22 protein-coding genes are annotated in these 26115 nt (G+C 59.3%); 20 read left to right on the top strand and 2 right to left on the bottom strand.

Annotated features, from left to right (window positions below; translation table 11 throughout):
- Positions 1-5 precede the first annotated feature (5 nt).
- Both B0G80_RS42230 and B0G80_RS42235 read left to right on the top strand, forming a co-directional pair.
- Positions 6-302 carry an acyl-CoA dehydrogenase C-terminal domain-containing protein gene (locus B0G80_RS42230; protein ID WP_116123422.1) on the top strand — a complete coding sequence of 99 codons (297 nt, stop codon included), beginning with the start codon at positions 6-8 and terminating at the stop codon, positions 300-302.
- A gap of 139 nt (positions 303-441) precedes the next feature.
- Positions 442-1143: an OmpW family protein gene (locus tag B0G80_RS42235; protein ID WP_258879192.1), complete on the top strand. Its 702-nt coding sequence runs from the start codon at positions 442-444 to the stop codon at positions 1141-1143.
- 69 nt (positions 1144-1212) lie between these two features.
- Here the strand turns inward: B0G80_RS42235 and B0G80_RS42240 are convergent, their stop codons facing one another.
- Complete coding sequence (locus B0G80_RS42240; protein ID WP_116123424.1) at positions 1213-2460, bottom strand: CdaR family transcriptional regulator; 1248 nt, start codon at positions 2458-2460, stop codon at positions 1213-1215.
- Positions 2461-2813: 353 nt separating this feature from the next.
- On the opposite strand from B0G80_RS42240, the gene B0G80_RS42245 reads away from it, so the two are divergent.
- The 12 genes from B0G80_RS42245 (at position 2814) to B0G80_RS42300 (ending at position 14446) form a co-directional block, all read left to right on the top strand.
- The gene (locus B0G80_RS42245; RefSeq protein WP_116123425.1) at positions 2814-3086 is read left to right on the top strand and encodes a YtcA family lipoprotein; all 273 of its coding nucleotides are present in this window, start codon (positions 2814-2816) and stop codon (positions 3084-3086) included.
- Between the two features lie 15 nt (positions 3087-3101).
- Positions 3102-4157: a multidrug transporter subunit MdtN gene (gene mdtN, locus B0G80_RS42250; protein WP_116123426.1), complete on the top strand. Its 1056-nt coding sequence runs from the start codon at positions 3102-3104 to the stop codon at positions 4155-4157.
- Positions 4154-6265 (top strand): FUSC family protein, encoded by a 2112-nt coding sequence (locus B0G80_RS42255; RefSeq protein ID WP_258879193.1) that lies wholly within the window; start codon positions 4154-4156, stop codon positions 6263-6265. The genes mdtN and B0G80_RS42255 overlap by 4 nt, the downstream gene beginning before the upstream one ends.
- Complete coding sequence (locus B0G80_RS42260; protein WP_116123427.1) at positions 6262-7746, top strand: MdtP family multidrug efflux transporter outer membrane subunit; 1485 nt, start codon at positions 6262-6264, stop codon at positions 7744-7746. Before B0G80_RS42255 ends, B0G80_RS42260 begins: the two co-directional genes overlap by 4 nt.
- Positions 7746-8234, top strand: a complete 489-nt coding sequence (locus B0G80_RS42265) for a MarR family winged helix-turn-helix transcriptional regulator (protein ID WP_116123428.1) — start codon at positions 7746-7748, stop codon at positions 8232-8234. Before B0G80_RS42260 ends, B0G80_RS42265 begins: the two co-directional genes overlap by 1 nt.
- Before the next feature lie 18 nt (positions 8235-8252).
- A complete protein-coding gene (locus tag B0G80_RS42270; RefSeq protein ID WP_116123429.1) occupies positions 8253-9191 on the top strand; it encodes a LysR family transcriptional regulator in 939 nt (312 codons plus the stop codon).
- Positions 9192-9468: 277 nt separating this feature from the next.
- Positions 9469-10269, top strand: coding sequence for an acetoacetate decarboxylase (locus B0G80_RS42275; RefSeq protein ID WP_116123430.1), 801 nt, complete (start codon positions 9469-9471; stop codon positions 10267-10269).
- A gap of 22 nt (positions 10270-10291) precedes the next feature.
- Positions 10292-11074 carry a 3-hydroxybutyrate dehydrogenase gene (locus B0G80_RS42280; RefSeq protein WP_116123431.1) on the top strand — a complete coding sequence of 261 codons (783 nt, stop codon included), beginning with the start codon at positions 10292-10294 and terminating at the stop codon, positions 11072-11074.
- A gap of 9 nt (positions 11075-11083) precedes the next feature.
- Positions 11084-12340: a patatin-like phospholipase family protein gene (locus B0G80_RS42285; RefSeq protein WP_116123432.1), complete on the top strand. Its 1257-nt coding sequence runs from the start codon at positions 11084-11086 to the stop codon at positions 12338-12340.
- Positions 12337-12594, top strand: a complete 258-nt coding sequence (locus tag B0G80_RS46285) for a hypothetical protein (RefSeq protein WP_116123433.1) — start codon at positions 12337-12339, stop codon at positions 12592-12594. The genes B0G80_RS42285 and B0G80_RS46285 overlap by 4 nt, the downstream gene beginning before the upstream one ends.
- A 145-nt stretch (positions 12595-12739) precedes the next feature.
- Complete coding sequence (locus B0G80_RS42295; RefSeq protein ID WP_116123434.1) at positions 12740-13597, top strand: mechanosensitive ion channel family protein; 858 nt, start codon at positions 12740-12742, stop codon at positions 13595-13597.
- A gap of 165 nt (positions 13598-13762) precedes the next feature.
- A complete protein-coding gene (locus tag B0G80_RS42300; protein WP_116123435.1) occupies positions 13763-14446 on the top strand; it encodes a Crp/Fnr family transcriptional regulator in 684 nt (227 codons plus the stop codon).
- A gap of 688 nt (positions 14447-15134) precedes the next feature.
- Here the strand turns inward: B0G80_RS42300 and B0G80_RS42305 are convergent.
- Positions 15135-16319 (bottom strand): serine hydrolase, encoded by a 1185-nt coding sequence (locus B0G80_RS42305; RefSeq protein ID WP_116123436.1) that lies wholly within the window; start codon positions 16317-16319, stop codon positions 15135-15137.
- Between the two features lie 455 nt (positions 16320-16774).
- Here B0G80_RS42305 and B0G80_RS42310 point away from each other — a divergent pair, with 455 nt between their 5' ends.
- The 6 genes from B0G80_RS42310 (at position 16775) to B0G80_RS42335 (ending at position 26044) form a co-directional block, all read left to right on the top strand.
- Positions 16775-17947: a porin gene (locus B0G80_RS42310; RefSeq protein ID WP_116123951.1), complete on the top strand. Its 1173-nt coding sequence runs from the start codon at positions 16775-16777 to the stop codon at positions 17945-17947.
- Positions 17948-18222: 275 nt separating this feature from the next.
- The gene (locus B0G80_RS42315; RefSeq protein ID WP_116123952.1) at positions 18223-19146 is read left to right on the top strand and encodes a LysR family transcriptional regulator; all 924 of its coding nucleotides are present in this window, start codon (positions 18223-18225) and stop codon (positions 19144-19146) included.
- A 22-nt stretch (positions 19147-19168) separates the two neighbouring features.
- Complete coding sequence (locus B0G80_RS42320; RefSeq protein WP_116123437.1) at positions 19169-19843, top strand: response regulator transcription factor; 675 nt, start codon at positions 19169-19171, stop codon at positions 19841-19843.
- Positions 19844-20090: 247 nt separating this feature from the next.
- Positions 20091-23369: an efflux RND transporter permease subunit gene (locus B0G80_RS42325; RefSeq protein ID WP_116123438.1), complete on the top strand. Its 3279-nt coding sequence runs from the start codon at positions 20091-20093 to the stop codon at positions 23367-23369.
- A complete protein-coding gene (locus B0G80_RS42330) occupies positions 23359-24564 on the top strand; it encodes an efflux RND transporter periplasmic adaptor subunit (protein ID WP_116123439.1) in 1206 nt (401 codons plus the stop codon). The genes B0G80_RS42325 and B0G80_RS42330 overlap by 11 nt, the downstream gene beginning before the upstream one ends.
- Positions 24557-26044, top strand: coding sequence for an efflux transporter outer membrane subunit (locus B0G80_RS42335; protein WP_116123440.1), 1488 nt, complete (start codon positions 24557-24559; stop codon positions 26042-26044). Before B0G80_RS42330 ends, B0G80_RS42335 begins: the two co-directional genes overlap by 8 nt.
- The last annotated feature ends 71 nt before the right edge of the window (positions 26045-26115 follow it).

The raw sequence follows: 26115 nt of genomic DNA on the forward strand, positions 1-26115 counted from the left end.
ACGTGATGAACACCTATATCGCACCGTTGCGCGACATGCAATTCGTGATGACGGAATTGGCGAGCCTCGACAAAGCACTGATCAACCCGGTCGATTATCCGATACTCATAGGTTATGTGTGCGGTGGATGGCAAATGGCCGGCGCCGCGCTTGCCGCGTCGATAAGCAATGCTGCTGGTGACGATCGGGATTTCGATCTGGCAAAGATCGCTACTGCGCATTTCTATGCAGACAGGATCCTGCCGACGACGAGTGCTCTCCTCGAAACAATCCGTTCGGGCGCGTCTGCCGCGCTCGGCTGACCCAGGAGTGAAGAGGGGAGGAAAAATAACAAGATGCTTTCTAGATCATTTAATTGGCTATACTAATTAAAATATGGAGACAAGAGTGAGGCGATTAGCATGTCTGGTATTGATAGCAGGGGCGACAAGTGGCAACACAATGGCACAAAGCGCGGGCAGCATCGTGGCGAGCGTGGGTGGCGCGTGGCTCGACTTTGGCGGTTCGTCCACGACGGCTTTGCAGAGTTCTTCGGCGGCAGGCACGTTCACGTCAACAGGAACGGGCGGGCAGGTCCACAACACGTTCACCGGCGAGCTTGTGTTGGGCTATTTCATCACCGACAACATCGCCGTTGAGCTAGCTGGCGGCGTGCCACCGAAGCTAAAGCTATACACTCAGGGGACAGCGGCGCCACTCGGGCCGGGAGGGCCAACGCTCAGCCTTGACAACCTGAAACCGATTGAGAGCGCGAGAGCGTGGCCGCCGGTTCTGTTCTTTAAGTACTATTTCGGCGCGGCGCAGTCGAAGCTTCGCCCGTTCTTGGGTGTCGGCGTCAACTACACGTGGTACTCGCATATCGAGCTCAATTCGACTTTCAGCGGCGCGTTGCAGCAATTCGCCGGACCTGGCGGCCAGGTCAAGGCCTCGCTTAGCCCTTCATGGAATCCTGCATTCAATGCGGGCGTCTCTTACAACATAAGCAAGAACTGGTACGGGACCGCCTCGGTGACTTATTTGCCGCTCAAGACGAACGCAACTGTAACCGCGGTCGCTGCCAACGGACAGTCCGTCCTAACCAACACAGCGCGTATTACGGGCAATCCATGGATTGGTTTCGTCGGGCTTGGATACCGGTTCTAGCCAATCCATCGCGACGGCGCGCGTCGGCTTCGTCATTCCCACTCAAATTTGGAGGCGAACTTTCCGGATTCACCGGCGCAGTTTTAACGCGATATCCAGCTTTGCAATCCATTCGGCGCTGTCGAGCGACGCGCCGAGCAGACTCTCGATGCGTTCAAGCCGGTAAACGAGTGTGTTGGGATGGATGCCCAGTGCCTCGGCGGTAGAACGACGGCGCCGGCCTTCAGAGAGAAATGTTGTTAGCGTTGCCAGCAGATCCGGCTCGTTGTCCAAAGGTGTGACCAGTGACTCCAGATAGCGCAGTACGTTTGACTTGGCCCGCACACTTTCTTCCAATGCGATTGACGAGTACCGGTGAACCTTGCGGTTCGCACGGTTCTGCGGCGCCAGTTCCATCGCCCGGATCGCCTCGGCTGCGGACGCAGCCCAGCCGGGCGCGCCTTGATTCATCAACCCGACTCCAATGGCGCGGACGCCGTGTTCCGACGCCGCGACATGCTCAGCACAATCGAGAGCGGCCCGGTCGCACTGGCTGATGGTGCCACTGCGGCCACAAGGCACCCACGCGACGATGCGTCCGCGATGCCATACGTGGACGAGCATCTCGGGCTCGACACTGAAATGGCGCGAAACCGTCAGCGCGAGCCGGTTGCACTCGCTCGTGCGTATGTCCGGTGGGAGCTTGTCCAGCGCTGCATCGATGGCAAGCGCGACGCGTGGCAGCGTCGCGTCGAGCCCCAGCGCCCCGACCGCTTCGAGAAAGCTGTCCTTGTCGTCCGGCGTATGGAATACCACCGTATAGAGCTGGTGAAGAACCGAATCTCGCCACCGGGTCTGGTGGTACTCCTCGACGGCATACGCTTTCGTGACGATCTGCGCCATCCCGTCGAAATAGTCGAACAAGTACTGCGGAATGCTGAAAAACAATTCGTCTGTGAGAACCTGGTTGGCCCGCGCAAGTTCGGTCGTGACGCGCCAGATTTCCCTCGATCCCAACTGAAACGCGCGCAGCATGGATTGCAAGGGCACACGTTGATGTACACGTCGGCGCGCCGATTCTTCGACATCTGCCATGACAGCGCCGGCGGGCGGCGAGCCCGCCAGCAGCATGCCGAACCACAGATCTGCCGCCTTGGTGATGGACTGAAAAATGTCGTCGCGCACAGCTGGCGGCAACGTCTCGTACCCCTCAATCTTCATCAAGGACGAGTAGATGCGTTCGACCAGGATCGATGGATCCTTCGCGAGCGCGGCGATTTTGTCGTGCAGTTGGCTGCTGATTTCAGGAACAGTGAATGACACGGCGGGTTCAACCATGGGGCGGGAAGTATCAGGAGGAAGGCGCAGCGGGGCGATTCCCAGGATCGTACAGGAATCGGCGAAGAATTCACCGAGGGGAGGACCTCGACCGGGTCCTCGTTGAATCCACCAGGTTGACTTGTGCGGATCACCAATTTACGACCATCCGGAACATGCCTAGCATCAAGGGATTCGCTACATCGGTCCAATCCGGAGGCCGATTCAATCGAACTCCAGACACCGTGTGCTGTTCGGACACTTTCCGAACCTATCTTCAGACCTATGCAGCGCCGGACCAATCTCTGCGGTATTCGGCTCATTGCGTGGCTTCAATCTAAAGCGGCATCTCTGTCGATGCAAGAGTTGGTTAGATGAATTTATCGAACGTTTTGAGTTGGGGGTCACTGTCGGCCGGAGGCTTCCTGCTCGATGGCTGCGCGTTGGCGCCGTCGATCCCGCTGTTCGGCGCCGCGTTTCCCGACTGGCTGTTTTGCGTGGTCGGGGGCGTTGCTGCAACAGTCGTCGTCCATTTGATGCTGAACCGGCGCGGCTCGTGCCAGGCGCTCGCGCCGCATGCGATCAGCTATCCAGCGCTCACCGCTGTGTTTGCCATGGCCGCGTGGCTAATATTTTTTTCCCGCTAATGACGCGTATCGTATATGAATGACACCGCTCGCGCGTCACGGCGCACAAAAAGACTGCCGGCTGCGGCGATCCTCCTGCTCGCTGTCATCCTGCTTTGCGTCGTCCTGTGGCGACTCGATCACGCGCCCAGCACCGATGACGCTTACGTGTACGCCGATACCATCAACGTAGTGCCCGAAGTCAGCGGCCGCATCGTTGAGTTGCCGGTCCGGGACAATCAGGCGGTCAGGCAGGGCGATCTCCTCCTGCGGATCGATCCGCGCCCTTACCGGGCCGCGTTGGATCAGGCGCAAGCCCGTCTCGACACGCTCAACAAGCAGATTGTATTGACTCAGCGCTCGGTGAACGCGCAGCAGTACAACGCCGATTCGGTGAAGGCTGCGGTCGAACGGGCTCGCGCAGCGGCCAATCAGGCCACCGACACGCTGCGCCGGACCGAGCCGTTGCTCGGGCAAGGCTACGTTTCGGCTGAGGAAGTCGATCGTGCACGTACCGCGCAGCGCTCCGCACAGGCAGAACTCAACGCGTCGACGCTGCAGGCGCAACAGGCGGCTGCTGCCGTCAGCGGTGTGGATGCGCTCGTTGCCCAGCGCGCCGAAGCAGAGGCTCAGATCAAGATTTCCGAATTGAATCTTGAATTTACTGAGGTGCGGGCGCCGTTCGACGGTCGTGTCGTCTCGCTTCGCACGACGGTGGGCCAGTTTGCTTCAGCGTTGAAGCCCGTGTTTACGTTCATCGATACCCGGCATTGGTACGTCGTCGCCAACTTCCGGGAAACGGAGTTGAAGAACGTCCGGACGGGTACGCCGGCTACCGTGTACCTGATGAGCGACAGCGGAAAGCACTTCACCGGCGTCGTCGATTCGGTTGGCTACGGCGTGTTGCCGGATGACGGCGGCGTGGTGCTTGAGGGACTTCCGCGGGTCCAACGCAGCATCAATTGGGTCCATGTGTCGCAACGCTTCCCCGTCAAGATCGCGGTGAATAATCCGGATCCCGGATCGTTCCGCATTGGCACGTCGGCCATCGCAACACTCGAGCGCGGCAACGCAGCAGCACAGGCGCGATGAAAGCACTCATGGACGCGACCGGCTATCTCCCGAGTGGTTTGCTGCGATTTGCCGGCCTTCTAGGCGACGAGGTCCGTTCTTACCCCGGGCGGGCAAACCTCATGCTCCGCTGCCTGCTAGCAAGCGCGATCGTGATTATTGTCTCGATGGCATTTCAGGTGCCGTTTCTGGCGCTGTCGCTGGTCGTGGTTTTCTTCGTGACGCAGTCGAACGTCGTAATGACGCGTCTCATCGGCGTGCTGTTCATGCTTGGAGCGACGCTCGGGATCGGCAGCGCGATTCTGGTGTTCAAGCTGACCTACGATTATCCGCTGCTGAGAATCCTGATGTCGGTGGCGCTCTTCTTTCTCTGCGTTTACATGACGCGCGTCACAAAAGTCGGCGCCGTATTCTTCCTGGTCGGCATCTTCGTCATCTATTTGCAGTCGTTCGTCGACATGACTGACCAGCCGGAAGCACTCGTTCGCATTTCGCTGTGGATCTGGGTCGCGGAGAGTTACGCGATCGCGGTCACGCTGGTGATCAACACGTTGTGCCTACCTGCGGAGCCAGCAAGGCAACTCGAGAGCGCAATGCTGGGGCAGTTAGCGGCGGTTGACGCGCGCCTGACCGCGCTGGAGTCCGGCGCACCGAGCCCGGGTGGCATCGATGCGGGCGACGTTCAGGCCGGCATGCTGACATTGCAGAAGCTGCTGCGTTTCTCGACGATGCGCGATCGCGATTTCCGGCGATGCCAGACCTTCCATCTCGCGCGCGTCACAGCCGTATCGCGGTTGTTCGCGGCCGCGGCCCATCTGCCTGACGATGCCGTGGGCGTCCAGGCTGGCGTGGTGCGGGCGCTGCGCGAAGCGTGCAAACGCCTCGCCAAGGCCATCCAGACGGGCACGCACTTAACCCTGCCAGACGCGCTAACGAACGCCGCTGACGAAGGCATGCCGGGTGCGCTGCGGGAGATGCAAAACGCGCTCCGGGCTTTCGCCGACCGCTCGGCCACGCCGGACTCCAACGAATCGGAAGGCGAAAAGGAACGCCTGTTCGTGCCCGACGCATTCTCGAACCCGGTATACGGGCAATTTGCCTTGAAGACGCTATTGGCGGCGATGCTCGGGTATTTATTCTACCTGGCGACAGACTGGCAGGGCATTCATACGATCATGCTGACGTCTCTGATCGTTGCGCAACCAAGCCTCGGCGCGACAGGCCGTAGGTCCATTCTGCGCCTTGTCGGCGCTGCGATCGGCAGCATCATCGCGCTCATCATGGTGGTATGTGTCGTGCCGCGCATCGACGGAATCGTCGGGCTGTTGCTCATGTCGCTGCCCGTGCTCGCCCTTGGTGCCTGGTTGACAGCGGGTTCGGAACGGATCAGCTATGCGGGCACGCAGCTCATGTTCACGTTTTCGCTTGCGCTGTTGGAGCAGTTCGGTCCGACGTCCAACCTTACCGAGATCCGGGACCGGATGATCGGTATCGTGCTTGGCGTTGCCATCTCGGCCGTTGTGCACGCAACGCTGTGGCCCGAGGCGGAGGGCGAGGCGCTCCGCCAACGCATCGCCCGGCTGCTGCGCCGGCTTGCGGCGCAGCTTCGGCAGCAGGGCGACAAGGCGGCGCCGGCGGCGCTATGGGCCGAACTTGGAGATTGTGAGGCCATGGCCGCCCGCGTTGCGCTGGAACCCGGCTGGCAATTGAGCGAAGGACAGCAGGAAGAGTTTCAAATCCACGTACAGACGATGCTTGCGCAGACACGCGAGATCCTGTTGGCGGCCCACGCCTTCGACGCGGAACGACGGGCGCAGCCTGTTAAGGCGCCAGGCGCTGACCGTGCGGCCGCAATATTCGGAGAGAGGGCCGGTGCATCGCTGGAGTGTTACGCGCTCGACTTGACCGAGCGCCCGGAGGCCGTGCGCGCGCCGACTCCCGTTCCTCCGGATTCGCCAGCGACAAGTTGGCGCGTCGATCAAGCAGCGTCCCGGACGGAAACAGCCCAAGTTGCCTATGAGCGATTAATTGTGCGCGCCAAACATCTGATCGAGCAGGTCTCAACCTTACCGGGCTGGAGCGTTGCCTCGGCCGACACCACTTTCATCACGCGAGCATCGCAAGCATGACCGCCTTTTCAGTTCCGCTTTTGTGCCGCTGGCTGCGCCGCGGTGTGACCGCCGCATTGGTGTGCTCACTGTCGGCATGCGCGTTGATCCGGCACGATGAGAAACCATTGGCCGAGATTGTGCCCGAGCAAATCCGGATCCCCGACGACATTCAGTTCAAGGGCAGTGGGTGGCCGGCGCAGCAATGGTGGAGCGCATACGGCGATCCGCAACTCGATTCGCTCATCGCTCGCGTGCTTGCTACATCGCCGACGGTCGTGATCGCGCGGACACGAGTTGCACAGGCAAAGTCGGGCATCGACCTCGTTCGCGCCGGAACCAACCTTCAGGTGACAGCGCTCGGTTCCGTGGACCGCGAGCGCGTGTCGTCCAATGGCTTTCTCGGCGCGTATTCGGGCAACGAGCCCGCGATCGGTGCAACAGGACCATGGTACACCGAGGGCATCGTGGGGCTGGGTGCCAGTCTCGACATCGACATCTGGGGCAAGCAGCGAGCGCAGGTCGAGGCCGCCATCGGCGTGCAGAATGCGCGGCATGCCGAGTTGTCGGCGATAGAGCTTGAACTATCCACCGATGTTGCCACGCTTTATTACGGCATCCAGACGACCTATCAGCTGATTGACGTTCTTGAACAATTGCACGAGGTGGCCGCGTTTGCGGTGGATGCGCACGCGGCTCGGGCGGCACGCGGCCTCGAGCCGATGACCCAGACCGAGCTTGCGCGTGCACAGCTATTGGCGACGGAGCGCCAGATCGTTGCGGCGCGCGGCCGGGTCAAGCAGCTACGCGAATCGCTGCGTGCGCTGCTCGGCGCAGGCCCTGATGACCTTGCTGAAATCAAAGCTGTACCGCTGCCGCAGCCCCAGGCTGCACTGCCGCCGACGCTTTCATACGAGCTGCTCGCACGGCGCCCGGATCTGCAGGCGATGCGCTGGTATGTGCAATCGTCGTTCAGTCGGATCGATGCCGCGAAAGCTGCCTTTTACCCGAGCTTCGACATCAAGGCGTTCTTCGGTGTCAACGCGCTGCATCTTGCCGATCTATTCACGCATGCCAGCCAGCAGATCAATGTGATCCCCGGTCTGTATCTGCCAATCTTCGACGGTGGCCGGCTCAATGCGAATTTGGGAAATGTTCGGAGCGCGAGCAACATGTTGATCACGCAATACAACCAGGCCGTCCTGAACGCCGTGCGTGATGTTGCGATGACAGGCAGCAGGCTGCAGGATCTCGACGACGAAGCGAAGCTGCAGGCGCAGAAGATCGATGCGGTCTCGTTCGCGCAGGCGAGCGCGCAGGCGCACTTCGAGCGGGGCGTCGCAAGCCGGCTTACAGCGATGGATGCCCGCCAGGCTGTGCTGGTCGAACGCGTCTCCATGCTGGAGCTGGACGGGCAGCGCTTGAGTCAGGACATCGCGATGTCGAAGGCGCTTGGTGGCGGCTATCGAGCGGAGTCGCCCGTTGTTGTGAAGGTGCGATAGTGTCAACGGCATTGAACAACCCAAATCTGGCCGTGGACGCGAGCGAAGATCTGACTAGCGACTTCAGGCTTCTATTCCGTGTCCAGGCATTGGTGAAGCGACTGGTGAACCAGAAAATGCTGTCAGTTCTAGGCATTACGTTTTCACAGGGAAGCGCGCTTCTCCACCTCATGCGTAGTCCTGAGGTTTCGTGTCAGGAGCTTGCGCAGTTGCTCGGATGCGGTACGAGCCGGGTATCGCGGCTGGTACATGAACTGGAGAAGCAGCGACTCGTTGAAAGCCGGCGTGACGGCACCGACCGGCGCGTATTGCAATTGGCGCTGACTCCAGAAGGTGCCGCGCTTGCACATCGGGTGCCACTGGTCCTGCGCGATGCGGAGCATGCCGTTCTAGCCGTTCTTCCAGGCGACGAGCAGCGATGCTTGCTCAAGTTTCTTTCCCGGTTGGTCCTCAATGTCGATCGGCTTAGTTGCGCCATCGAGGCATGAAGAAAAGCGTGAGAATTTATGGACAGGCTTCAAAATATGCGCGTGTTTTTGGATGTCGTAGAGGCGGGCAGTTTCACCGCCGCGGCCCGAAACGCGCAACTTTCGACCGCGCGCACCTCACGCGCGGTGGCAAAACTGGAAACGCAATTGCGCACGCGCCTTCTGGACAGGACAACCCGGCGTGTCGCGCTCACCGATGCGGGCGAACGATATTTGCAGCGCTGTCAGCAGGTCCTCGCCTGCGTCGAGGATGCGGAAGCCGAGGCGCGTGATGCCTGTGCACCTCCCAAGGGCAAGCTGCGAGTTCACGCAATGACGAGCATTGGGGTGAGCTACATCTTGCCTATCATCCGCGATTATCAACATCGCTACCCGGAAGTGATGGTCGATCTCACGCTCGCGCCGCGTATCCCCGACATGATGGGCGAGGGGTACGATGTTTCGATCATACTCAGTGACCGGGTGCCCGAGTCGGGATTGGGATCGCAACTGCTCGGCCGCGCGTTCAGCGTAGTCTGCGCGTCGCCCGCTTACCTGGCAAAGTACGGAGTTCCTGGAACGCCTGCCGATCTGACGAATCACATCTGTCTACGCATGAGGGCGGTGGAGTCTCCTCAAGGCCAATGGACCCTGGATGGCCCACGCGGCGTCGAAACCGTTGCACTGCCACCGGCTTCTCTGCAGGTCAACCATGTCGGCGGGATGGCGGCCGCAGTGCGTGAGGGCATGGGCCTCGCTATCCTGCCAATTTATACGTTGATGGACTCGCTCATGAGCGGCGACATTGTCCGGGTCATGCCTGACTACATTTCGCATTCGACCAACGTCTACGCACTTTATCCGTCGCGTCAGCACTCTGACGCGAAGACCCGATCGTGGGCCAATTTTCTGCATGATCACCCACTTGAAACATTGATGCCCCAGTTGCCCTCGCCGAGCGAATTGACAGCAGCATGATGTTGCGCGCGTGATAACTGCTCTCTGTGCGAAAAGCGTCAAGTTTGCGTGATCTATGTTAGTGCGTAGAGTTGGTTATCTCGGTTTTGCTGGTTATATGTAGGATTACGTATCATGTGTGTGGTGAATAGCATCGCCAGTTGCGTCCACGTGGATGAAAATGATCCACTGTTGCGCGATGGCAAATAATTTATTGGCGGAATGAAGGTTACCGGATAGAACATTCTGGACTACCATTCGCCGTGCTCCAACAACGCCGAATGATTAGAAGGAAGGTATGGATATCAAATCAATCCGGGAATCCGCTTTTGCGATGCCGGTTCACAATCCCGCTTACCCCCGCCCTCCGTTCCGGTTTATGAATCGAGAGTACTTCATCATCTCGTATGAGACGGACATCGACGCACTGCGCGCCGTGGTGCCGCAACCGTTGAAGCCGGAAAACGCACTGGTTCACTACGAATTCATTCGAATGCCTGATTCGTCCGGTTTCGGCGACTACACGGAAAGCGGTCAGGTGATTTCCGTGCGCGACATGGAAGGGCGCCTCGCTAACTATACGCATTCGATGTACCTCGACGATGAAGGCCCGATCGCGGGCGGCCGTGAAATCTGGGGTTTTCCGAAAAAACTTGCAAGCCCGACGCTTTCCGTAGACGGCAACGATACGCTGCTCGGCACGCTCAATTACGGCACGCAACGCATCGCAACGGGCACGATGGGCTACAAGTACAGCGCTCTCGATATAGAGACCGAGCGCGGCAAGCTTGCCGATACCCCGAACTATCTGCTCAAGGTTATTCCCCACGTCGATGGCACCGCGCGCATCTGCGAACTCGTGCGTTTCTATCTGCGCGACGTGACGGTGCTCGGGGCGTGGAGCGGGCCGGCCGCGCTTGAACTGCATCCTCACGCGCTTGCTCCGATCGCCGATCTGCCGGTGCGTCGCGTGGTCAGCGCGCGTCATGTGATTGCCAACCTCACGCTCGACATTGGCGAAGTTGCGTTCGACTATCTCGCACCCGCTGCCACAGCGAAATCGCACGATGACGCGCTGGAACTCGCGCTCAATTCTTAAGTCTTCTTTTCAGGAAATCAATATGTCGCTTCAAAAAAAGGTCGCTGTCGTCACGGGTGCAGCAAGCGGAATCGGTGAACAATGCGCCCGCCAGATGGCGAGTCTCGGTGCGGCCGTTGTGATCGCCGACCTGAATCTCGAGAACGCGCAGAAAGTTGCGGCGAGCATCGTTGAAGCAGGTGGCAAGGCACTGGCTGTCGCGATGGACGTGACGAACGAAGAGGCCGTCAACGCCGGCATCGACCATGCTGCAAGAGAGTTCGGCGGTATCGATGTACTCGTGTCGAACGCAGGCATCCAGATCGTCGCGCCGATCGAAGAATACGCGTTCTCCGACTGGAAGAAGATGCTTGCAATTCATCTGGACGGCGCATTCCTCACGACGAAGGCCGCTATCAAGCATATGTACGCGGGGAAGCGCGGCGGCTCGATTGTCTATATGGGCTCGGTGCACTCACACGAAGCCTCGAAGCTGAAGTCAGCCTACGTGACCGCCAAGCACGGTCTGCTTGGCCTCGCACGCGTCGTGGCGAAGGAAGGTGGCACGCGCGGTGTACGTGCGAACGTCGTCTGTCCCGGTTTTGTGCGCACACCGCTCGTCGACAAGCAGATTCCCGAGCAGGCCAAGGCACTCGGCATCAGCGAGGAAGATGTCGTGAAGAACGTGATGCTAAAGGAAACAGTTGACGGTGAATTCACAACGGTGGAAGACGTCGCGAACACGGTTGCATTTCTTGCTGGTTTCGAATCGGCGGCTTTGACTGGTCAATCGGTGATTGTCAGCCACGGCTGGTCGATGAACTAAGGAATCTATATGCGCAGCGACACAAAGAAGATCAGCGAACAGCCGGGTGATGCATTTGTGTTGCCGCGTTATGATGAGATCGCCCTCGTTTTGCAGGGCGGCGGTGCGCTCGGCTCCTATCAGGCAGGCGTGGTGGAAGGACTTGTCCAAGCGGGCGTTGAACCGGACTGGATTGCAGGTGTGTCAATCGGCGCACTGAATACGGCAATCGTCGCGGGAAATCCGCCGGAAAGTCGCGTCGCAGCACTGCGCGGCTTCTGGAATGCGATCTGTCATCCGCTCGACTGGGCAGGGAATGTCAGCGCGTGGGCCTTGCCGGGTTTGGGGCTGCACGATTTGTCCCGTAAGTGGGCCAGCATGTGGGCCGCCGGCCGCGCATTGACGGAAGGACAGCCGGGTTTCTTTGCGCCGCGCTTTCCGCTGCCAATGGCTGGCTTCGGCAAGCTCGAGCCGAACCGGATCAGCTACTACGACACAGCCGCGCTCAAGGCGACACTGCTTCAATTCGCCGACTTCGACCGCATCAACGACGGCGGTATACGTGTGTCGGTCGGCGCGGTGAATGTCCGCACGGGCAATCTTACCTATTTCGATAACACGAAGATGCGCCTCGAGCCCGAGCATTTCATGGCTTCGGGCGCGTTGCCACCTGGTTTTCCTGCGGTCGAAATCGAAGGTGAATACTACTGGGACGGCGGCCTGGTGTCGAATACGCCGCTTACTGAGGTCCTAAGAGACTCTGACCACAAGGACACGCTGGTTTTCCAAGTCGACTTGTGGAGCGCGCAAGGCAACGTTCCCGGGGACTTTCTTGACGTCTCGGAGCGTGCGAAAGACATTCAATATTCGAGCCGCACGCGTGCGGTCACGAACATGCTTGCGGAGCGGCAGAAGCACGCGCGCTTCATCAAGGAGCTGATCGAACATGTGCCGAATTCGGTACTCAAGGCCGATCCGCTGTTCCGCCTCGCCGAGCAGGCCGCCGACGGCAGCGCGATTAACGTCGTGCATCTGATCTACAGGAACAAGCCATACGAAGGACACTACAAGGACTACGAGTTCAGCGTCGATACAATGCGTGAACATTGGCAAAGCGGTTTCGACGATATCCGCGACTCGTTTTCGCATCGTGAATGGTTCGACGTACCGAGCCGGGAACAGGGCTTCGTCACTCATGACGTGCACCGTGAGGCTGAGTGGGGGGCCGAGTCCGATCACTCAGTGTTGGATGCGATTGCGCACGCCGCCGGGGAGAAAGCAGCGTGATTGTGGAGGGCTTGTATCGTCAGATTGTGAATCGAGTTGGCGCCGGCGACCAAAAGGGGCAATTTTCGGAGGCAGCAGGACCGGTTGCATGTGTTACTGCGGACACGAAACTTATTCTGTTAGCCATAGCAATCGGAATTGTTAGCGCCGTTGCGCTTATTGGAATTGAGCTCCTCGTTCTGTATAAAGACATTCTCGTCTTCATTCCGGAAATCATTGTTGAAACTCTGCGGATGATCGTCACTCCGTTATAGGATTTTCGCGCAACTCCCTTGTGTGCCGTCGCGATTACACGCGGGCAAGCGTACAAGTTCCCAACGAAGGTCAATCAAGATCGGCATCTCACCAGATCATCAATGTCAGAAGGGCCGAAAGCATGGTCGACACGGAGTCAATGTAATGCACTCCCTACACTTTGAGCCAGTCTTGCTCGCCAGCGCCGCACATTACTTGCTACACGTTCTCGCCGCAACGTTGATAGTCGTTGGGGGCTGGTGGATATCGAACAGAATTGCCAGTCTCTTCCTCCGGGCATTTTCCCATACTCATGCGGATCCGACTCTCGCACCTATGCTCAAATCGATGAGCGCATGGTCAGTGAGGCTCCTGGTTGGCGTGGCGGCCTTGAACGAAGTGGGTATCGCGACCGCCAGCGTGCTCGCTGTGCTTGGCGCCGCCGGGTTAGCAATCGGCCTCGCGCTGCAGGGGACGCTGCAGAATATTGCAGCAGGAATGATGCTTTTGTTGCTGCGTCCATTTCGTGCCGGCGACTTGATTGAAGGCACGGGCGCTACCGCTGGCATCGTGCGCGAAGTAGGGCTCTTTACGACACACGTAGAGCGCACAGACGGGAACGCGGTTTTCGTGCCGAATAGCCAAATCTGGAGTAACCCCGTTATTAACTACACTAGGGGAGGAACTCGACGAATAGAGGTCGAGGTAGACATGGCAGAGCACGCCGATGTGGACGAGGCGCTCGCACAGTTGAAGACACTTGTCGACAATGAGCCGCGCGTGCTGAAGGGCGAGACGCTGGCGCCCGTCGTGAACGTGTCGGCGTATCCGCAATCAGGCGGCGTTCGCTTGAGGATTTCTGCGTGGGTGAGAGAGGCGGACCCACACCATGTACAGGATGACTTGCGAGCTCACGTGCACCGAACTCTCGATCAGGCTGGCGTACTCTGCCGTCAAAGGTGTCCAGTCGATCGAAATGCCAATCGACCTGTGACTGATACGATTTTTCCGTATCGATCTTAGTCTGTTTTTATGATCTTTTACCGCGAGACTGCGAGCCGCGCGGGGTTGCGCCGAGTCGATCGACCAGCCTTGGGCGTCGGGAACATCAAGTGTAAGAGCGAGGACGACACGTGCCCGGTGTCAAACTCCTGAAATTCGGTAACTTTCGGCAGTTACCAAGATGAAATGAAGAAGATAATAGAATTGAAGGCGAGTCTGGCACAACAGGCGTTGTTCGCTACATCGGACGCGAAAACAATTGAGCTTCTTGCGAACGCTGCGCGGGTAAAGGACTTCAAAAGCGGTACCTATGTGACGTTTCAAGGAGAAGTCGAATCACCGCTGCTACTCGTTCTATCGGGGCAGCTAAGAGTGTCGAGTCTGTCGGCGAAAGGCGACGAAGCACCCATCCGAACTGTCTCCGCGGGTGGATCCACGGGAGCGGTTCCAATCATTTCGAACCGACCAAGTAACGTCAATGTGATAGCCAATCGTGAGAGCACGGTTGCAATACTAGGCCGGACGCTCGCTCGCCAATTACTTAGCGAGCCTCGAGTGTCAGTTGCGCTGAACGGCCTTCTCGCGTCGGTGGTTGGACGCCTGGTCGATTTCCACGGCAGGCGTGAATTTCCGCGCGCCGCAGCGCGCGTCGCTGCGGTGATCGTTGATGAACTGGATTTGGCTGCTGATTCGGATGCAGCGCCGGCTGGACCGCCAAGTCAGGCGACAATCGCTGCGATGGCGAAGGTGAGTCGAGAGACAGTTTCACGAGTGCTTTCGTCTCTAGAACTTCGAGGTCTTATCGCCAAGGAGGGTCGCCGTATCCGCATTCTCGGCCCAGATGCATTGCGCGCGCTGGGCAATGGATAGGCTGGCTGTTTCAAATCTCGATAAGCCCGCAGGTCAGCAGTGACCGTCTGAAATAGGCCAATTCGTTCCGCGAAAAGTACTTATTAATACGCGGGAAACACCGGCAGTGACGAACGATATCGTGGAGCGCTCCTCTCAGAGTTTTCCGCGACGGGACATTGCAGCTGTCCGAGGCCGAGACGCGTCTGCCATCTACACGTTGGCGCATACCGTTTCGGTGACGCATTCGTCTCGTGCAGCCGTGCAGCGAACATACGCAGTTTGAAGCGCGCCAAATTGTGGCCTGCAGCGCGCGGCCCCGAACGACCATTCAAACAGACCGTTAGGGGCCATCCATCCAGCGATGAACCGGCCGATGCTATTCGAGCAAATTGATCACGGGAAAATAAAGCCCGTACAAAGATCACCCACCTATTGGCGCGCAAGCGTCCCGCGATAGCCGGCAAACGAAGCGAGAGGCAATTCGTTGACTGGGTTGAAACGTCAAAGCGCACAGGCGTCTGGAGTTGCGAACCGGATAGCCTGAACATTCCGGTTTTGGTCATAAAAATGTACGGAAGCCGCCACGCTACGTGTATTGACTGCATGGGGCGACGGCAGATCCTCGGCGCGGATGCCGCGCGATCAAGCGGCGGCCACGACGGTGAGCAGGTCAGTTTGCAACGGGTCCGTCTCGTGGCGATCATCTTCAGGTGCCGCTGCGATTAGCATCGAGTGCGGTAGCGCGCGGTGGATCGTCCGAGGCTAGAAAAGATCGCAATGTCTCAGCGTCGGTGAAATCGTCGTATCGACGCGCCGAATGGAGCAGTACCATGACGACGGGTTTGCCAGCAATGGTCGCTTGCATGACGAGGCAAATTCCCGCTTCGTTGATGAAACCTGTCTTCTGTAGACCGATGTGCCATCGTGGGTCGCGAATCAGTGCGTTGGTGCTGTGATAGTCGAGGAGGCGTTTGCCAGTATTCACCGTGTAGCCGTGGTCCGTCGAAAAATCGCGAATCAACGGGTACTGATAAGCGGCTTCGACCAACTTGACCAGATCCCGCGCGCTCGACACATTGTGGGTGGTTAATCCTGTAGGGCTCTCGAAGTGCGTATCGGCCATTCCGAGAGCCTTGGCTTTCTCGTTCATTGCCGCAATGAAGGCGGGGCGTCCGCCGGGAAAGTAGCGTGATAACGCGGCTGCCGCGCGATTTTCAGACGACATGAGAGCGATGTGCAACATGTCTTGTCGGCTGAGCACAGAGCCGACGGTTAGCCTCGAGCCGGTGTGCTTTTCGTAATCGCGATCCGCATCGGTCACCTGAATCATTTCTGTCAAGGAAGCTTTCGAATCTAGCACCACCATCGATGTCATGAGTTTGGTGACAGATGCGATCGGCACAACTGCGCGCGAATTTTTGTCGAACAAGGTTTCACCGGTTTTCTGGGCGACTACATAGGCGACAGATGAGCTAAGTTCGGGGCCGCCTGATGTCTTGGGAAATTCGTGCGGAGACCTCGTCAGTCTCGCACGTGGCTCGAAGGCCACGGTATGCACAATTCCGTGAGGCTTGCGCAAGGCCGTCATGTTCTCGGCGACGCCAGCGTTCGCGCGGGTTGCATTCTCGCTAACGTGGCTTCCGCGTAGGTGCTTCGACCTCATATTCCGCAGGGATGCCGGATGGAGGCTTTCTGCTTGCCTCGTCGCGTCGCTAGCTGGAACTGCGGTGGTTAGCGCGGTCCCCTCTGCGCGAAGCGACGGTGCTGCGTGGACCTCCACCGATTTGCCGAAACAGGCGGTGATGACCAGTGCCGGCAGCGTGGCCGACAGGGCGACCGTCTGTGCCATACAGTGCGCCGCTGTAAGCGACGATCGCAGTGTGATTTTCATTGCACCTTTTTTGCATGTATTGCTCGAAAACTTGGGGCGATTTTATTGAGGCACGCGAAGATTAGCAATTGAAATTGCCTAACAGCCTCCATTTGTTTATTTTTCATTAGACAGTATCTACATTTTTTTTTGCGGAGTGAGAAACGATCATTCGAACGTTGCTGATATGCGATGTATGGGACAAGTTCCGGGGCGTCGCACGATCAAGCGGGTGCATCGTTTCTGTGTGGAAAATACAACTTCGTGCCGCGCTGCCGTCATCGAACGTCCGTCCCGCTTATGCGTCGCACTTCTCCATTTTTTGAAATTTTCTCTTTCAGTTTGTGAATTATTTCATGTTCCGGCTTGCGCTTAATCTTCCGCTGCAAACAGCGATTTCATCTCTGGCGCCGTGGAGCAACTCGCACTGCGCGATTGCGATCACGAAAATCAATTTTCCGAAAAAGGCTACTCTGATGAAAAAGAGGATTCTGGGCACAGCGGTGCTCGCGGCGTTCGCGTCGGCAGCACATGCGCAAAGCAGCATTACCCTCTACGGCACACTCGACAATGCCGTAGCGTGGTTTGGAAACCAGCAAGGCAAATCGGGTTCGGGCGGCACTTTCCAACTGTTTGGCGGCAATCTGTCGGCGAACAAATGGGGCCTCAAAGGCACGGAGGATCTTGGCTCCGGACTGTCCGCCATCTTCAACGTCGAAAGCGGCTTCAATGGCAACAACGGGGCTCTCGGCCAGGGTCAGCGCATCTTCGGCCGAACGGCAATCGTGGGCCTGAACTCGAACAGTGCGGGCAAAGTCACGGTCGGTCGCCAGTATGATCCCCTGATTGACCTACTCCAACCGCTCACGGACGACGATACGTTCGGCTCCGGCTTCGCGACGCCTGGAGACATGGACAACTACGACAACAGCTACCGCACCAGCAATTCGGTCAAGTATACGAGCCCGGATTTCAGCGGCCTGCAGATTTCAACCATGTACGCGTTCGGCGGTCAAGCTGGGAGCACGGGTGCGGGTCAGACTTGGGCCGTCGCTGCCGCCTATAACCACGGCCCATTTGGGTTCGGCGCAGGCTACTTCCGCGCGAACAGCAATGGCGGAACGGCTGCTACGTTCGACGGCCTGAATCCAAACGCCGCGAACTTCGCCACAGACTCGCTTGCGATCACGGGTGGCTTTACGTCGGCAAATTCGCTACAGATCATCCGCGCTGCGGGCGACTATGCGTTCGGCAAAGTCACGGCCGGCCTCGCATATAGCAATGTCGAATACAGCGACTACGCCAGTGCGTACGGCAACAACAATAGTACGAAGTTCAACACGGGACAGCTATTCGTGAACTATCAGCTTACTCAGCAGACGGTAATCGGCGCAGGCTACAACTACACGAAGGGTAGCGGCAACGCCGTGAGCGCGAGCTACAATCAGTTCAGCCTGGGTGCCGACTGCTTCCTGTCGAAGCGCACCGACATCTATGCGCTCGCCGGCTATCAGAAGGCGTCAGGCAACACGATCAGTGCGACGAGCGGAGCACTCGTGCCAGCAGTCGCGTCGATGGGCGACTTCGGCAACGATTCGAGCAACAACAAGCAGGCAATGGCGATGGTTGGTCTGCGTCACGCGTTCTGATGTGCGAATGCAGTCGTTAAACTGCGGGCTGCCGTTATTTGCGTGAAACAAAATAACGGCAGCCCGCTTTTTTTGGAAATGCTTGAGAAGTTGGTGGTCGGAGGGCTACTTTGCGGCGTCAGCCTTCATGTTTGGATGATGGCAATTTGACATCGGCTTTCGTTTAGGTCGATGTACCGGGCAGACAACTTAAACAAAATTTCATGAGCGGGGAGTCGTGGCTTTACGCTGCCCAGGCGATGATCTGGACGTCGTTCAATCATCGGATTAGCGTCATGAACCAACTTCAAGCGATGCGAGTTTTTGCCCGTGTAGTTGAACTGGCCAGCTTCAATCTGGCGGCCCGGCAACTAGGCGTTTCACCGGCCGCGGTGACCCGCAGCATCGGCATGCTCGAAGCACATCTGAATACACGGCTACTTAACCGTACCACCCGTGCGCTGTCGCTCACCGAGGCAGGCAGCAAATATCTGAATGGCTGTCGGGCGGTAATCGAGCAGCTTGATGAGATGGAGGCGAATCTCGTACAGTCAACCCGAGCGCCATGCGGCACGCTGCGCATTGCAAGCATCGCGACGTTCGCACATTCAGGCCTGCCGTCGCTGCTTGGGGCTTATCAGGCGTTGCACCCCGGCGTATCGTTCGATGTGACGACATTCGACGTCCATATCGATATGGTCGAAGGTGGATTTGACGTCTGCTTTTCCAACGATCCCAGGCTGTTCAGTTCGTCGCTCATCTGCCGGTCGCTGACCAGCATTCCTCAGATCGTCGTGGCATCGCCGACGTATCTGGCTGCCCATGAGAGCCTACGTTCCCCGTCGGACCTGAACCGGCACATGCTGTTATGTCGTTCGGACAGTGGCATGCGTTGTTGGGAATTTGTCGATGGAACGGGCACTACCCGTCTCACGGTGAACGGTGCGCTGATTTCCCAGAGCTATGCGATGTTGAAGGCGGCGGCGCTGCATCACATGGGAATTGCTTTGGTGCCGCGTCCGTTGGTCGAGCGGGAGCTGCAGCACGGCGCACTCGTGCCGTTATTTGATCAATATGAGGTTGGCGCGGGACCGCGGCATTTGAACATCCTGTATTCGTCGCCGAGCCATTTATCGATGAAAGTACGCAGCTTCGTGGACTTCGTGGTCGACCAGTATCGGACTCCCGGTCGACCGGCAATGCTGAAAGCAGCGGCGTGAGCGTCGAGGATAGTCGAGAAAGATGCCGCATATTCTGACAATCGAAGACGACAGACTGATTGCCAACGACATCGCCTATACGATGCAATCGAGAGGCTTCTCGGTCGACATTGCGAGCACGGGCCGGGAGGGTATGGCGATGGTGATGGGCGGCGAGTACGACGTCGTCACGCTGGACCGCGTGCTGCCGGATCTGGACGGCCTCACCATTCTCTCGACGATGCGCGGAATCGGCATGGAGACGCCGGTTCTCGTGATGAGCGCGCTCTCAGATGTCGACGAACGTATCAAAGGACTGCGCGCCGGCGGTGATGACTATTTGACGAAGCCGTTTTCCCCGGAAGAGATGTCAGCACGCATTGACGTGCTATTGCGTCGTCGGCCCCAGGTTGGGAAGCAGGAGACCGTCTTGCGGCTCGACCCGCTGGAACTCGACCTGGTACACCGCAAGGTCTCGCACGGCGAGAGGAAACTGTCTCTTCAACCTACCGAGTTCAGCGTTCTCGAGTTCATGATGCGCAACCCGGGTCAGGTGCTGACCCGGACGATGATTTTCGAAGCCGTGTGGGGTTGCCGCTTCGACCCGGGGACGAACCTGATCGATGTCCACGTGGGCCGTTTGCGCAAAAAAATCGATCTGCCCGGCGCGCGCCCACTCATACGAACGGTACGTGGTGCCGGCTACCTGTTCGGCTAGCGTCCCTGTTCGCGCATTCGACACAGCCGCAACGGCTGCCTTTTGATGCTTTGTGTCGGTATCTGCCCGGACGCGATGCTCATGCCGATTTACTCCCAGCCAGCTAAAAGTTCTTTCATGTTTCAGGTAGCACGATGTTAGCGGGCGCTCCTCAGAATGAACCGCGAACAGAAGCCCGCGTTTCCATGCGCGCACATCAATACTTGCTCGCGATGACTATCGCGCTTTTCTGAACGGAGCCGTTCCAATGTTGAAACTAGTCCGGCTGGCGTTGACGAGGCCCTACACGTTCATCGTGCTCGCCATGCTTATTTTGCTGATCGGTCCGCTCTCCGCGTTGCGCACGCCGACAGACATCTTCCCCGACATACGCATCCCGGTGATCAGTGTCGTTTGGAGTTATACGGGGCTCCAGCCTGATGACATGGCGGGCCGCATTGTCACCTACTACGAACGCACGCTTGGTACGACTGTCAATGACGTCGCGCATATCGAGTCGCAATCCTTTACCGGATACGGCATCGTCAAGATATTTTTTCAGCCGACAGTCGATATCCGCACGGCGACCGCGCAAGTCACGTCGATCTCGCAAACGGTGCTCAAACAGATGCCCCCCGGCACGACGCCTCCGCAGATCCTGAACTACAACGCGTCGACGGTACCCGTATTGCAGCTCGCGTTGACGAGCGACACGCTCGACGAACAGCAACTCGCTGATTACGCGACGAACTCTATCCGCCCGCAACTGCTGAGCGTTCCGGGTGTGGCGATACCCACGCCTTACGGCGGCAAGACACGCGAAGTGCAGATCGATCTGGATCCGCAAGCGCTCCAGGCGAGAAAGCTGTCCGCTGAAGACGTCGCGTCGGCGCTGGCACGGCAAAATCAGATTATTCCAGCGGGCACGCAGAAGATTGGCGCATTCCAGTACAACATCAAGCTGAACAACAGTCCGCTAGCGTTGCAGGAATTGAATGCATTGCCGGTGAAGATTGTCGGTGACGCCACGATCTATATGCGCGACGTCGCTCACGTGCGCGACGGCAATCCGCCGCAAACGAATGTAGTACGGGTCGACGGGCGTCGCGCAGTGCTGATGAGTATCCTGAAGAACGGTTCGGCCTCGACGCTCGACATCATTTCTGGCGTCAAGGCGCAGTTGCCGCGCGTCGAGGCATCGCTGCCGCCGGATCTCAAGCTTGTGACGATGGGCGACCAGTCGACGTTCGTCAAGGGCGCAGTCAGCGGCGTCGCGCGCGAAGGCATCATTGCCGCGGCGTTGACGTCCGCGATGATCCTGTTGTTCCTTGGTAGCTGGCGCTCGACGCTGATCATCGCTGCATCGATCCCGCTTGCCGTGCTTGCCGCAATCGCCGGACTGTCGGCAATGGGCGAAACACTGAACGTGATGACGCTCGGCGGCCTGGCGCTTGCTGTCGGCATTCTCGTTGACGACGCGACAGTGACGATCGAGAACATCAACTGGCACCTCGAACAGGGCAAGGACGTAACGAGCGCGATCATCGACGGGGCGCAGCAGATCGTCACGCCCGCGCTCGTCTCGTTGCTGTGTATCTGCATCGTGTTCGTGCCGATGCTGTTGCTCAACGGCATCGCGCGCTTTCTGTTCGTACCGATGGCGGAGTCCGTGATCCTCGCGATGGTCGCATCGTTCATCCTGTCGCGCACTTTCGTGCCGATGATGGCGCAGTATCTGCTCAAGGCGCATGCGTCCGGCGGACATGCTTCGGCGGAGTTGGCCGCGCTAATGGACCCGCACGGCAAACATCCTGGCGTCGCCGGACAGATGCGCTCCCGCAATCCGCTTGTGCGCTTTCAGCGCGGTTTCGAACACCGTTTCGAACGCATTCGCGCTGGATACCGGATCGTGCTCGACCTTGCTCTCACGCACCGGGGAAGATTTGTGACCGGTTTCCTGCTCCTCGTCGGTATGTCGTTTCTGTTGGCGCCGTGGCTCGGCCGCAACTTCTTTCCGGACATCGACGCCGGGGAAATTGCGCTTCACGTGCGCGCACCGATAGGCACGCGGATCGAAGTCACCGCAAGTCTTTTCGATCACATCGAGAATACCCTTCGTCAGGTCATCCCGCATGATCAGCTCGCAAGCGTGGTCGACAACATCGGCCTGCCGGTCAGCGGGATCAATCTTACGTACAACAATAGCGGCACGATCGGTCCTCAGGATGGCGACATCATGGTCTCACTGAAGGAGGGGCATGCGCCGACGGCTGACTATGTGCGCAAGCTCCGGGAAGTGTTGCCACGCGCGTTCCCGGGCACGACGTTTGCATTTTTGCCCGCCGATATCGTGAGCCAGATCCTCAATTTCGGTGCGCCGGCGCCAGTCGACCTCCAGGTCGCGGGGCCGGATCGAGCTGGCAATCGTCGATATGCGAACGAACTGCTACGGCGCGTGCGGATGATTGCGGGCATCGCCGATAGTCGCATCCAGCAAGCTGCGACGTATCCGCAGTTCACCATTTCAGTGGACCGGTCACACGCGGGCGAACTCGGCATTACCGAACAGGACGTGACGAATTCCGTCGTGGCGTCGCTGGCGGGTACTAGTCAGGTTGCGCCGACATTCTGGCTCAACCCGAAGAATGGCGTGTCGTATCCGATCGTGGCGCAGACGCCGGAGTACCGGATGCCGTCGCTGTCGAGCCTCGAAAACCTGCCGGTGACGGACCCGGGCGGTCACTCGCAGTTGCTCGGCGGCGTCGCGAGCCTGACGCGCGGCGTCGGCAGTGCGGTCGTCTCGCATTACAACATCGAACCGCTGTTCGACATCTACGCGACCACGCAGGGGCGCGATCTCGGCGCCGTCGCGGCCGACATCGACGACATCGTGCACGCAACATCGAAGGATCTGCCGAAGGGCTCGACCGTCACGCTGCGCGGCCAGGTTCAGTCGATGAACGGCGCGTTCATCGGGTTGTCGCTCGGCCTCGTCGGCGCAATCGTCCTGATCTACCTTCTGATCGTCGTCAACTTCCACTCCTGGGGCGACGCGTTCGTGATCGTCACCGCTTTGCCTGCCGCGCTCGCGGGCATTGTATGGATGCTATTCACGACACACACGCCGCTATCGGTCCCGGCGCTAACGGGGGCAATTCTCTGCATGGGCGTCGCGACCGCCAACAGCGTGCTGGTGGTCAGCTTCGCGCGCGAACGGCTCGCGGTCACGCATGACGCGCGCGTGGCAGCAATGGAAGCCGGATTCACGCGTTTTCGCCCCGTACTGATGACGGCGCTCGCGATGATCATCGGGATGGCACCGATGGCGCTTGGCCTGGGCGATGGTGGTGAACAGAATGCGCCACTCGGGCGCGCGGTGATTGGCGGCCTGATTTGCGCGACCTTCGCCACGCTTCTCTTCGTTCCCGTCGTATTTAGTCTCGTGCATCGACGCGATGTTGTGCGACAAGACCCGAATCCGAGCCCGTCGCACGACGGCTCGCAAGACCATCCTTCTTCCGACCCTGGAGTTGTTCATGTCCACTGAGATCGAGATCAACGCGCCGAGACGGCTGCAGCATATGAAACTTGCAGGAATCGTCGCTCTGCTCATTGCAGCTGGCGTCGTGACGAACGGCATCGCGAGCCGCATCCATGCGAAGCGGCAGATGACGGCATGGTCCGCCGCGCAAGCCGTTCCAACCGTTGTCGCGAATCCGCCGTCGCATGATAGCGCCGGACAGGCGCTGGTATTGCCGGGGCAACTGTCGGCGTTCGTCAACGCGCCGATCTATGCGCGGGTGCCGGGTTACCTGCACGCGTGGTACGCCGACATTGGAACGCATGTCAAGGCAGGACAGCTGTTAGGCGAAATCGATACGCCCGACCTCGATCAGCAGCTCGCGCAGGCTCACGCCGACTTGCGCAATTCGCAAGCGAACGAAACGCTCGCTGCGTCGACAGCCCACCGCTGGACGCAAATGCTCCAGCAGGATTCGGTCTCGCAACAGGAGGCCGACGAAAAGACCAGTGATCTGGCCGCGAAACAGGCCATGGTGGCGGCCAGCGAGGCGAACGTCCGGCGCCTGGAAGCACTCGAGTCGTTCAAGCGGATTACGGCACCTTTCGACGGCATCGTGACCGCGCGCAAGACGGATGTCGGCGCGTTGATCAACGCCGGTGGGGGCAACGGGCCGGAACTCTTCACCGTTTCAGATGCGCACCGCCTGCGCGTTTATGTCAGCGTGCCGCAGAACGAGGCGGCCGCGATCAGGCCTGGGCTCACCTCGACGCTGACCGTCCCTGAGCGGCCGGGCATGCATTTCAACGCGACGCTCGTCGATACGGACGATGCAATCACGCCGTCGTCGGGCACGCTGCTGGTTCAGTTGGAGGTCGACAATTCGAGCGGGCTGCTGATACCGGGCGAATACACCGAAGTCCATTTCGACCTTGCCGCTGACAGCCGCGCGTTGACGATTCCTGCGAGTGCACTGATGTTTCGCGAGGATGGCCTGCGAGTCGCGGTGGTCGGACCGGAAAATCGCGCCGTCCTCAAGCCTGTCACGATCGCCACCGATCTGGGCACCAGGATCGTGATCGCTTCAGGCTTGAGTGCGACCGATCGGGTCATCGACAATCCGCCCGACTCCCTCGCGCAGGGTGACACGGTGCGGCTCGTGTCGCCGCCCGCGACGAGGGCGTTCGCCCAACGACACGACGCGGAGCGCGGTCATGGTTAAGCGCCGGTTATGCGCCGCGCTTGCGGGTGTTGCACTAGTCAGCGGCTGCTCGTTCGCGCCGCTTTACCATGCGCCGCCTTCACCCGTTCCCGCCGCATTCAAGGAAGGTGGAACATGGCAGCAGGCACGCCCCGCGGATCGCGTGCCACACGGGGCGTGGTGGAAGGTGTACCGCGATCCGATCCTGGATGGCCTGGAAACGCAGATCGCGGCGGCGAACCCGGACGTTGCTGCGGCGATCGCCCGCCATGACGAAGCAGTGGCCTATATGGACCAGGCGCGCTCGGGACTTTTTCCGACCATTGGTGCGTATGCGCAGGTGTCGCGCTCGCGTCAATCCGACAACCGTCCGTTGAGAGGCGTCACGCAGCCGGCGGTCTACAACTCCGCGACGCTGGACGTCGGCATTAGCTACGACCTCGACCTGTGGGGCAGGGTGCGCAACCAGGTGGCGGCGGGCAAGGCAGCCATGCAGGCGAGTGAATATGACCTTGAATCGGTGCGGCTCAGCCTGCAGGCGAATCTCGCCAATGCCTATTTCAACCTGCGCGGCCTGGACCAGCAGCAGCAACTGCTGGCCGATACGATCGATACCTATGAACGCGCGCTGCAGTTGACCCGGAGCCGCCATTCGGGAGGTATCGCGTCGGACATCGACGTGTCGCGGGCAAAGGCGCAACTCGAGTCCGCGCGGGCTAGCGCTGAAGATACATCCGCGCGGCGCGCATTATATGAACATGCTATCGCGACGCTGACAGGTACGCCCGCATCGCATTTTTCGCTTGCGCCCTTCATTGGAGGCAACTACCTGCCGTCGATCCCGACCGGATTGCCAGCGATGCTGGTGCAACGCCGGCCCGACGTCGCCGCGGCCGAACGCCACGTTGCGCAGGCGAATGCGCAGATCGGGGTCGCGAAAGCGGCTTTCTTCCCGGACATTTCGTTGGGCCTCGACGGCGGATACCAGAGCGACACACTCTCTCCGTGGCTCGCGGCGCCGAATGAAATGTGGTCGATCGGACCGAATCTGTTGATGACGCTGTTCGACGGCGGCCGCCGCGAGGCGATGACGCAGCAGGCGCGCGCGAAGCTTGCGGAGAATGGCGAGAAATACAAGGCCGCTGTGCTGCTCGCGTTTCAGCAAGTGGAAGACAATCTCGCGCAACTACACTACCTTGGCGACGAAGCCGCAAGCGCAGAGAGCGCGCTCGCAGCGGCGCAGCGCGCGCTCGATCTGTCGATGTCGCGCTATCGTGATGGCGCGGTGAGCTACCTCGATGTGGTCACCGCGCAGACGACGGAACTCGAAACGCGGACGACCGTATTGACTCTGCAGACGCGACGGCTGCTCGCTTCCGTTGGACTGATCAAGGCGCTTGGTGGTGGGTGGTCGGCGGATCGCTCAGAGTGGACAGCGTCTTCGCCGGCTTCGAGTTCGACGCCTTCTACCGCAACGGTCGCATTGGTCAAGATGAACTGAAACCACCACGACGGCTGTGCATAGCGGCACGCATCGCAGGATATTGTCCGCGATGCGTGCCGTTGCCGTTT

The sequence above is a fragment of the Paraburkholderia sp. BL6669N2 genome (genome assembly GCF_003387275.1).
Taxonomy (GTDB): Bacteria; Pseudomonadota; Gammaproteobacteria; order Burkholderiales; family Burkholderiaceae; genus Paraburkholderia.

Bases quoted from the DNA above. Each gene is read 5' to 3' on its own strand.
- B0G80_RS42280 (WP_116123431.1), top strand. From the start codon at position 10,292: ATGTCGCTTCAAAAAAAGGTCGCTGTCGTCACGGGTGCAGCAAGCGGA.
- B0G80_RS42255 (WP_258879193.1), top strand. From the start codon at position 4,154: ATGAAAGCACTCATGGACGCGACCGGCTATCTCCCGAGTGGTTTGCTG.
- B0G80_RS42285 (WP_116123432.1), top strand. From the start codon at position 11,084: ATGCGCAGCGACACAAAGAAGATCAGCGAACAGCCGGGTGATGCATTT.
- B0G80_RS42315 (WP_116123952.1), top strand. From the start codon at position 18,223: ATGAACCAACTTCAAGCGATGCGAGTTTTTGCCCGTGTAGTTGAACTG.
- B0G80_RS42325 (WP_116123438.1), top strand. From the start codon at position 20,091: ATGTTGAAACTAGTCCGGCTGGCGTTGACGAGGCCCTACACGTTCATC.
- B0G80_RS42335 (WP_116123440.1), top strand. From the start codon at position 24,557: ATGGTTAAGCGCCGGTTATGCGCCGCGCTTGCGGGTGTTGCACTAGTC.
- B0G80_RS42295 (WP_116123434.1), top strand. From the start codon at position 12,740: ATGCACTCCCTACACTTTGAGCCAGTCTTGCTCGCCAGCGCCGCACAT.
- B0G80_RS42310 (WP_116123951.1), top strand. From the start codon at position 16,775: ATGAAAAAGAGGATTCTGGGCACAGCGGTGCTCGCGGCGTTCGCGTCG.
- B0G80_RS42305 (WP_116123436.1), bottom strand. From the start codon at position 16,319: ATGAAAATCACACTGCGATCGTCGCTTACAGCGGCGCACTGTATGGCA.
- B0G80_RS42260 (WP_116123427.1), top strand. From the start codon at position 6,262: ATGACCGCCTTTTCAGTTCCGCTTTTGTGCCGCTGGCTGCGCCGCGGT.
- B0G80_RS42300 (WP_116123435.1), top strand. From the start codon at position 13,763: ATGAAGAAGATAATAGAATTGAAGGCGAGTCTGGCACAACAGGCGTTG.
- B0G80_RS42320 (WP_116123437.1), top strand. From the start codon at position 19,169: ATGCCGCATATTCTGACAATCGAAGACGACAGACTGATTGCCAACGAC.
- B0G80_RS42240 (WP_116123424.1), bottom strand. From the start codon at position 2,460: ATGGTTGAACCCGCCGTGTCATTCACTGTTCCTGAAATCAGCAGCCAA.
- mdtN (WP_116123426.1), top strand. From the start codon at position 3,102: ATGAATGACACCGCTCGCGCGTCACGGCGCACAAAAAGACTGCCGGCT.
- B0G80_RS42245 (WP_116123425.1), top strand. From the start codon at position 2,814: ATGAATTTATCGAACGTTTTGAGTTGGGGGTCACTGTCGGCCGGAGGC.
- B0G80_RS42235 (WP_258879192.1), top strand. From the start codon at position 442: ATGGCACAAAGCGCGGGCAGCATCGTGGCGAGCGTGGGTGGCGCGTGG.
- B0G80_RS42330 (WP_116123439.1), top strand. From the start codon at position 23,359: ATGTCCACTGAGATCGAGATCAACGCGCCGAGACGGCTGCAGCATATG.
- B0G80_RS42275 (WP_116123430.1), top strand. From the start codon at position 9,469: ATGGATATCAAATCAATCCGGGAATCCGCTTTTGCGATGCCGGTTCAC.
- B0G80_RS42230 (WP_116123422.1), top strand. From the start codon at position 6: ATGAACACCTATATCGCACCGTTGCGCGACATGCAATTCGTGATGACG.
- B0G80_RS42270 (WP_116123429.1), top strand. From the start codon at position 8,253: ATGGACAGGCTTCAAAATATGCGCGTGTTTTTGGATGTCGTAGAGGCG.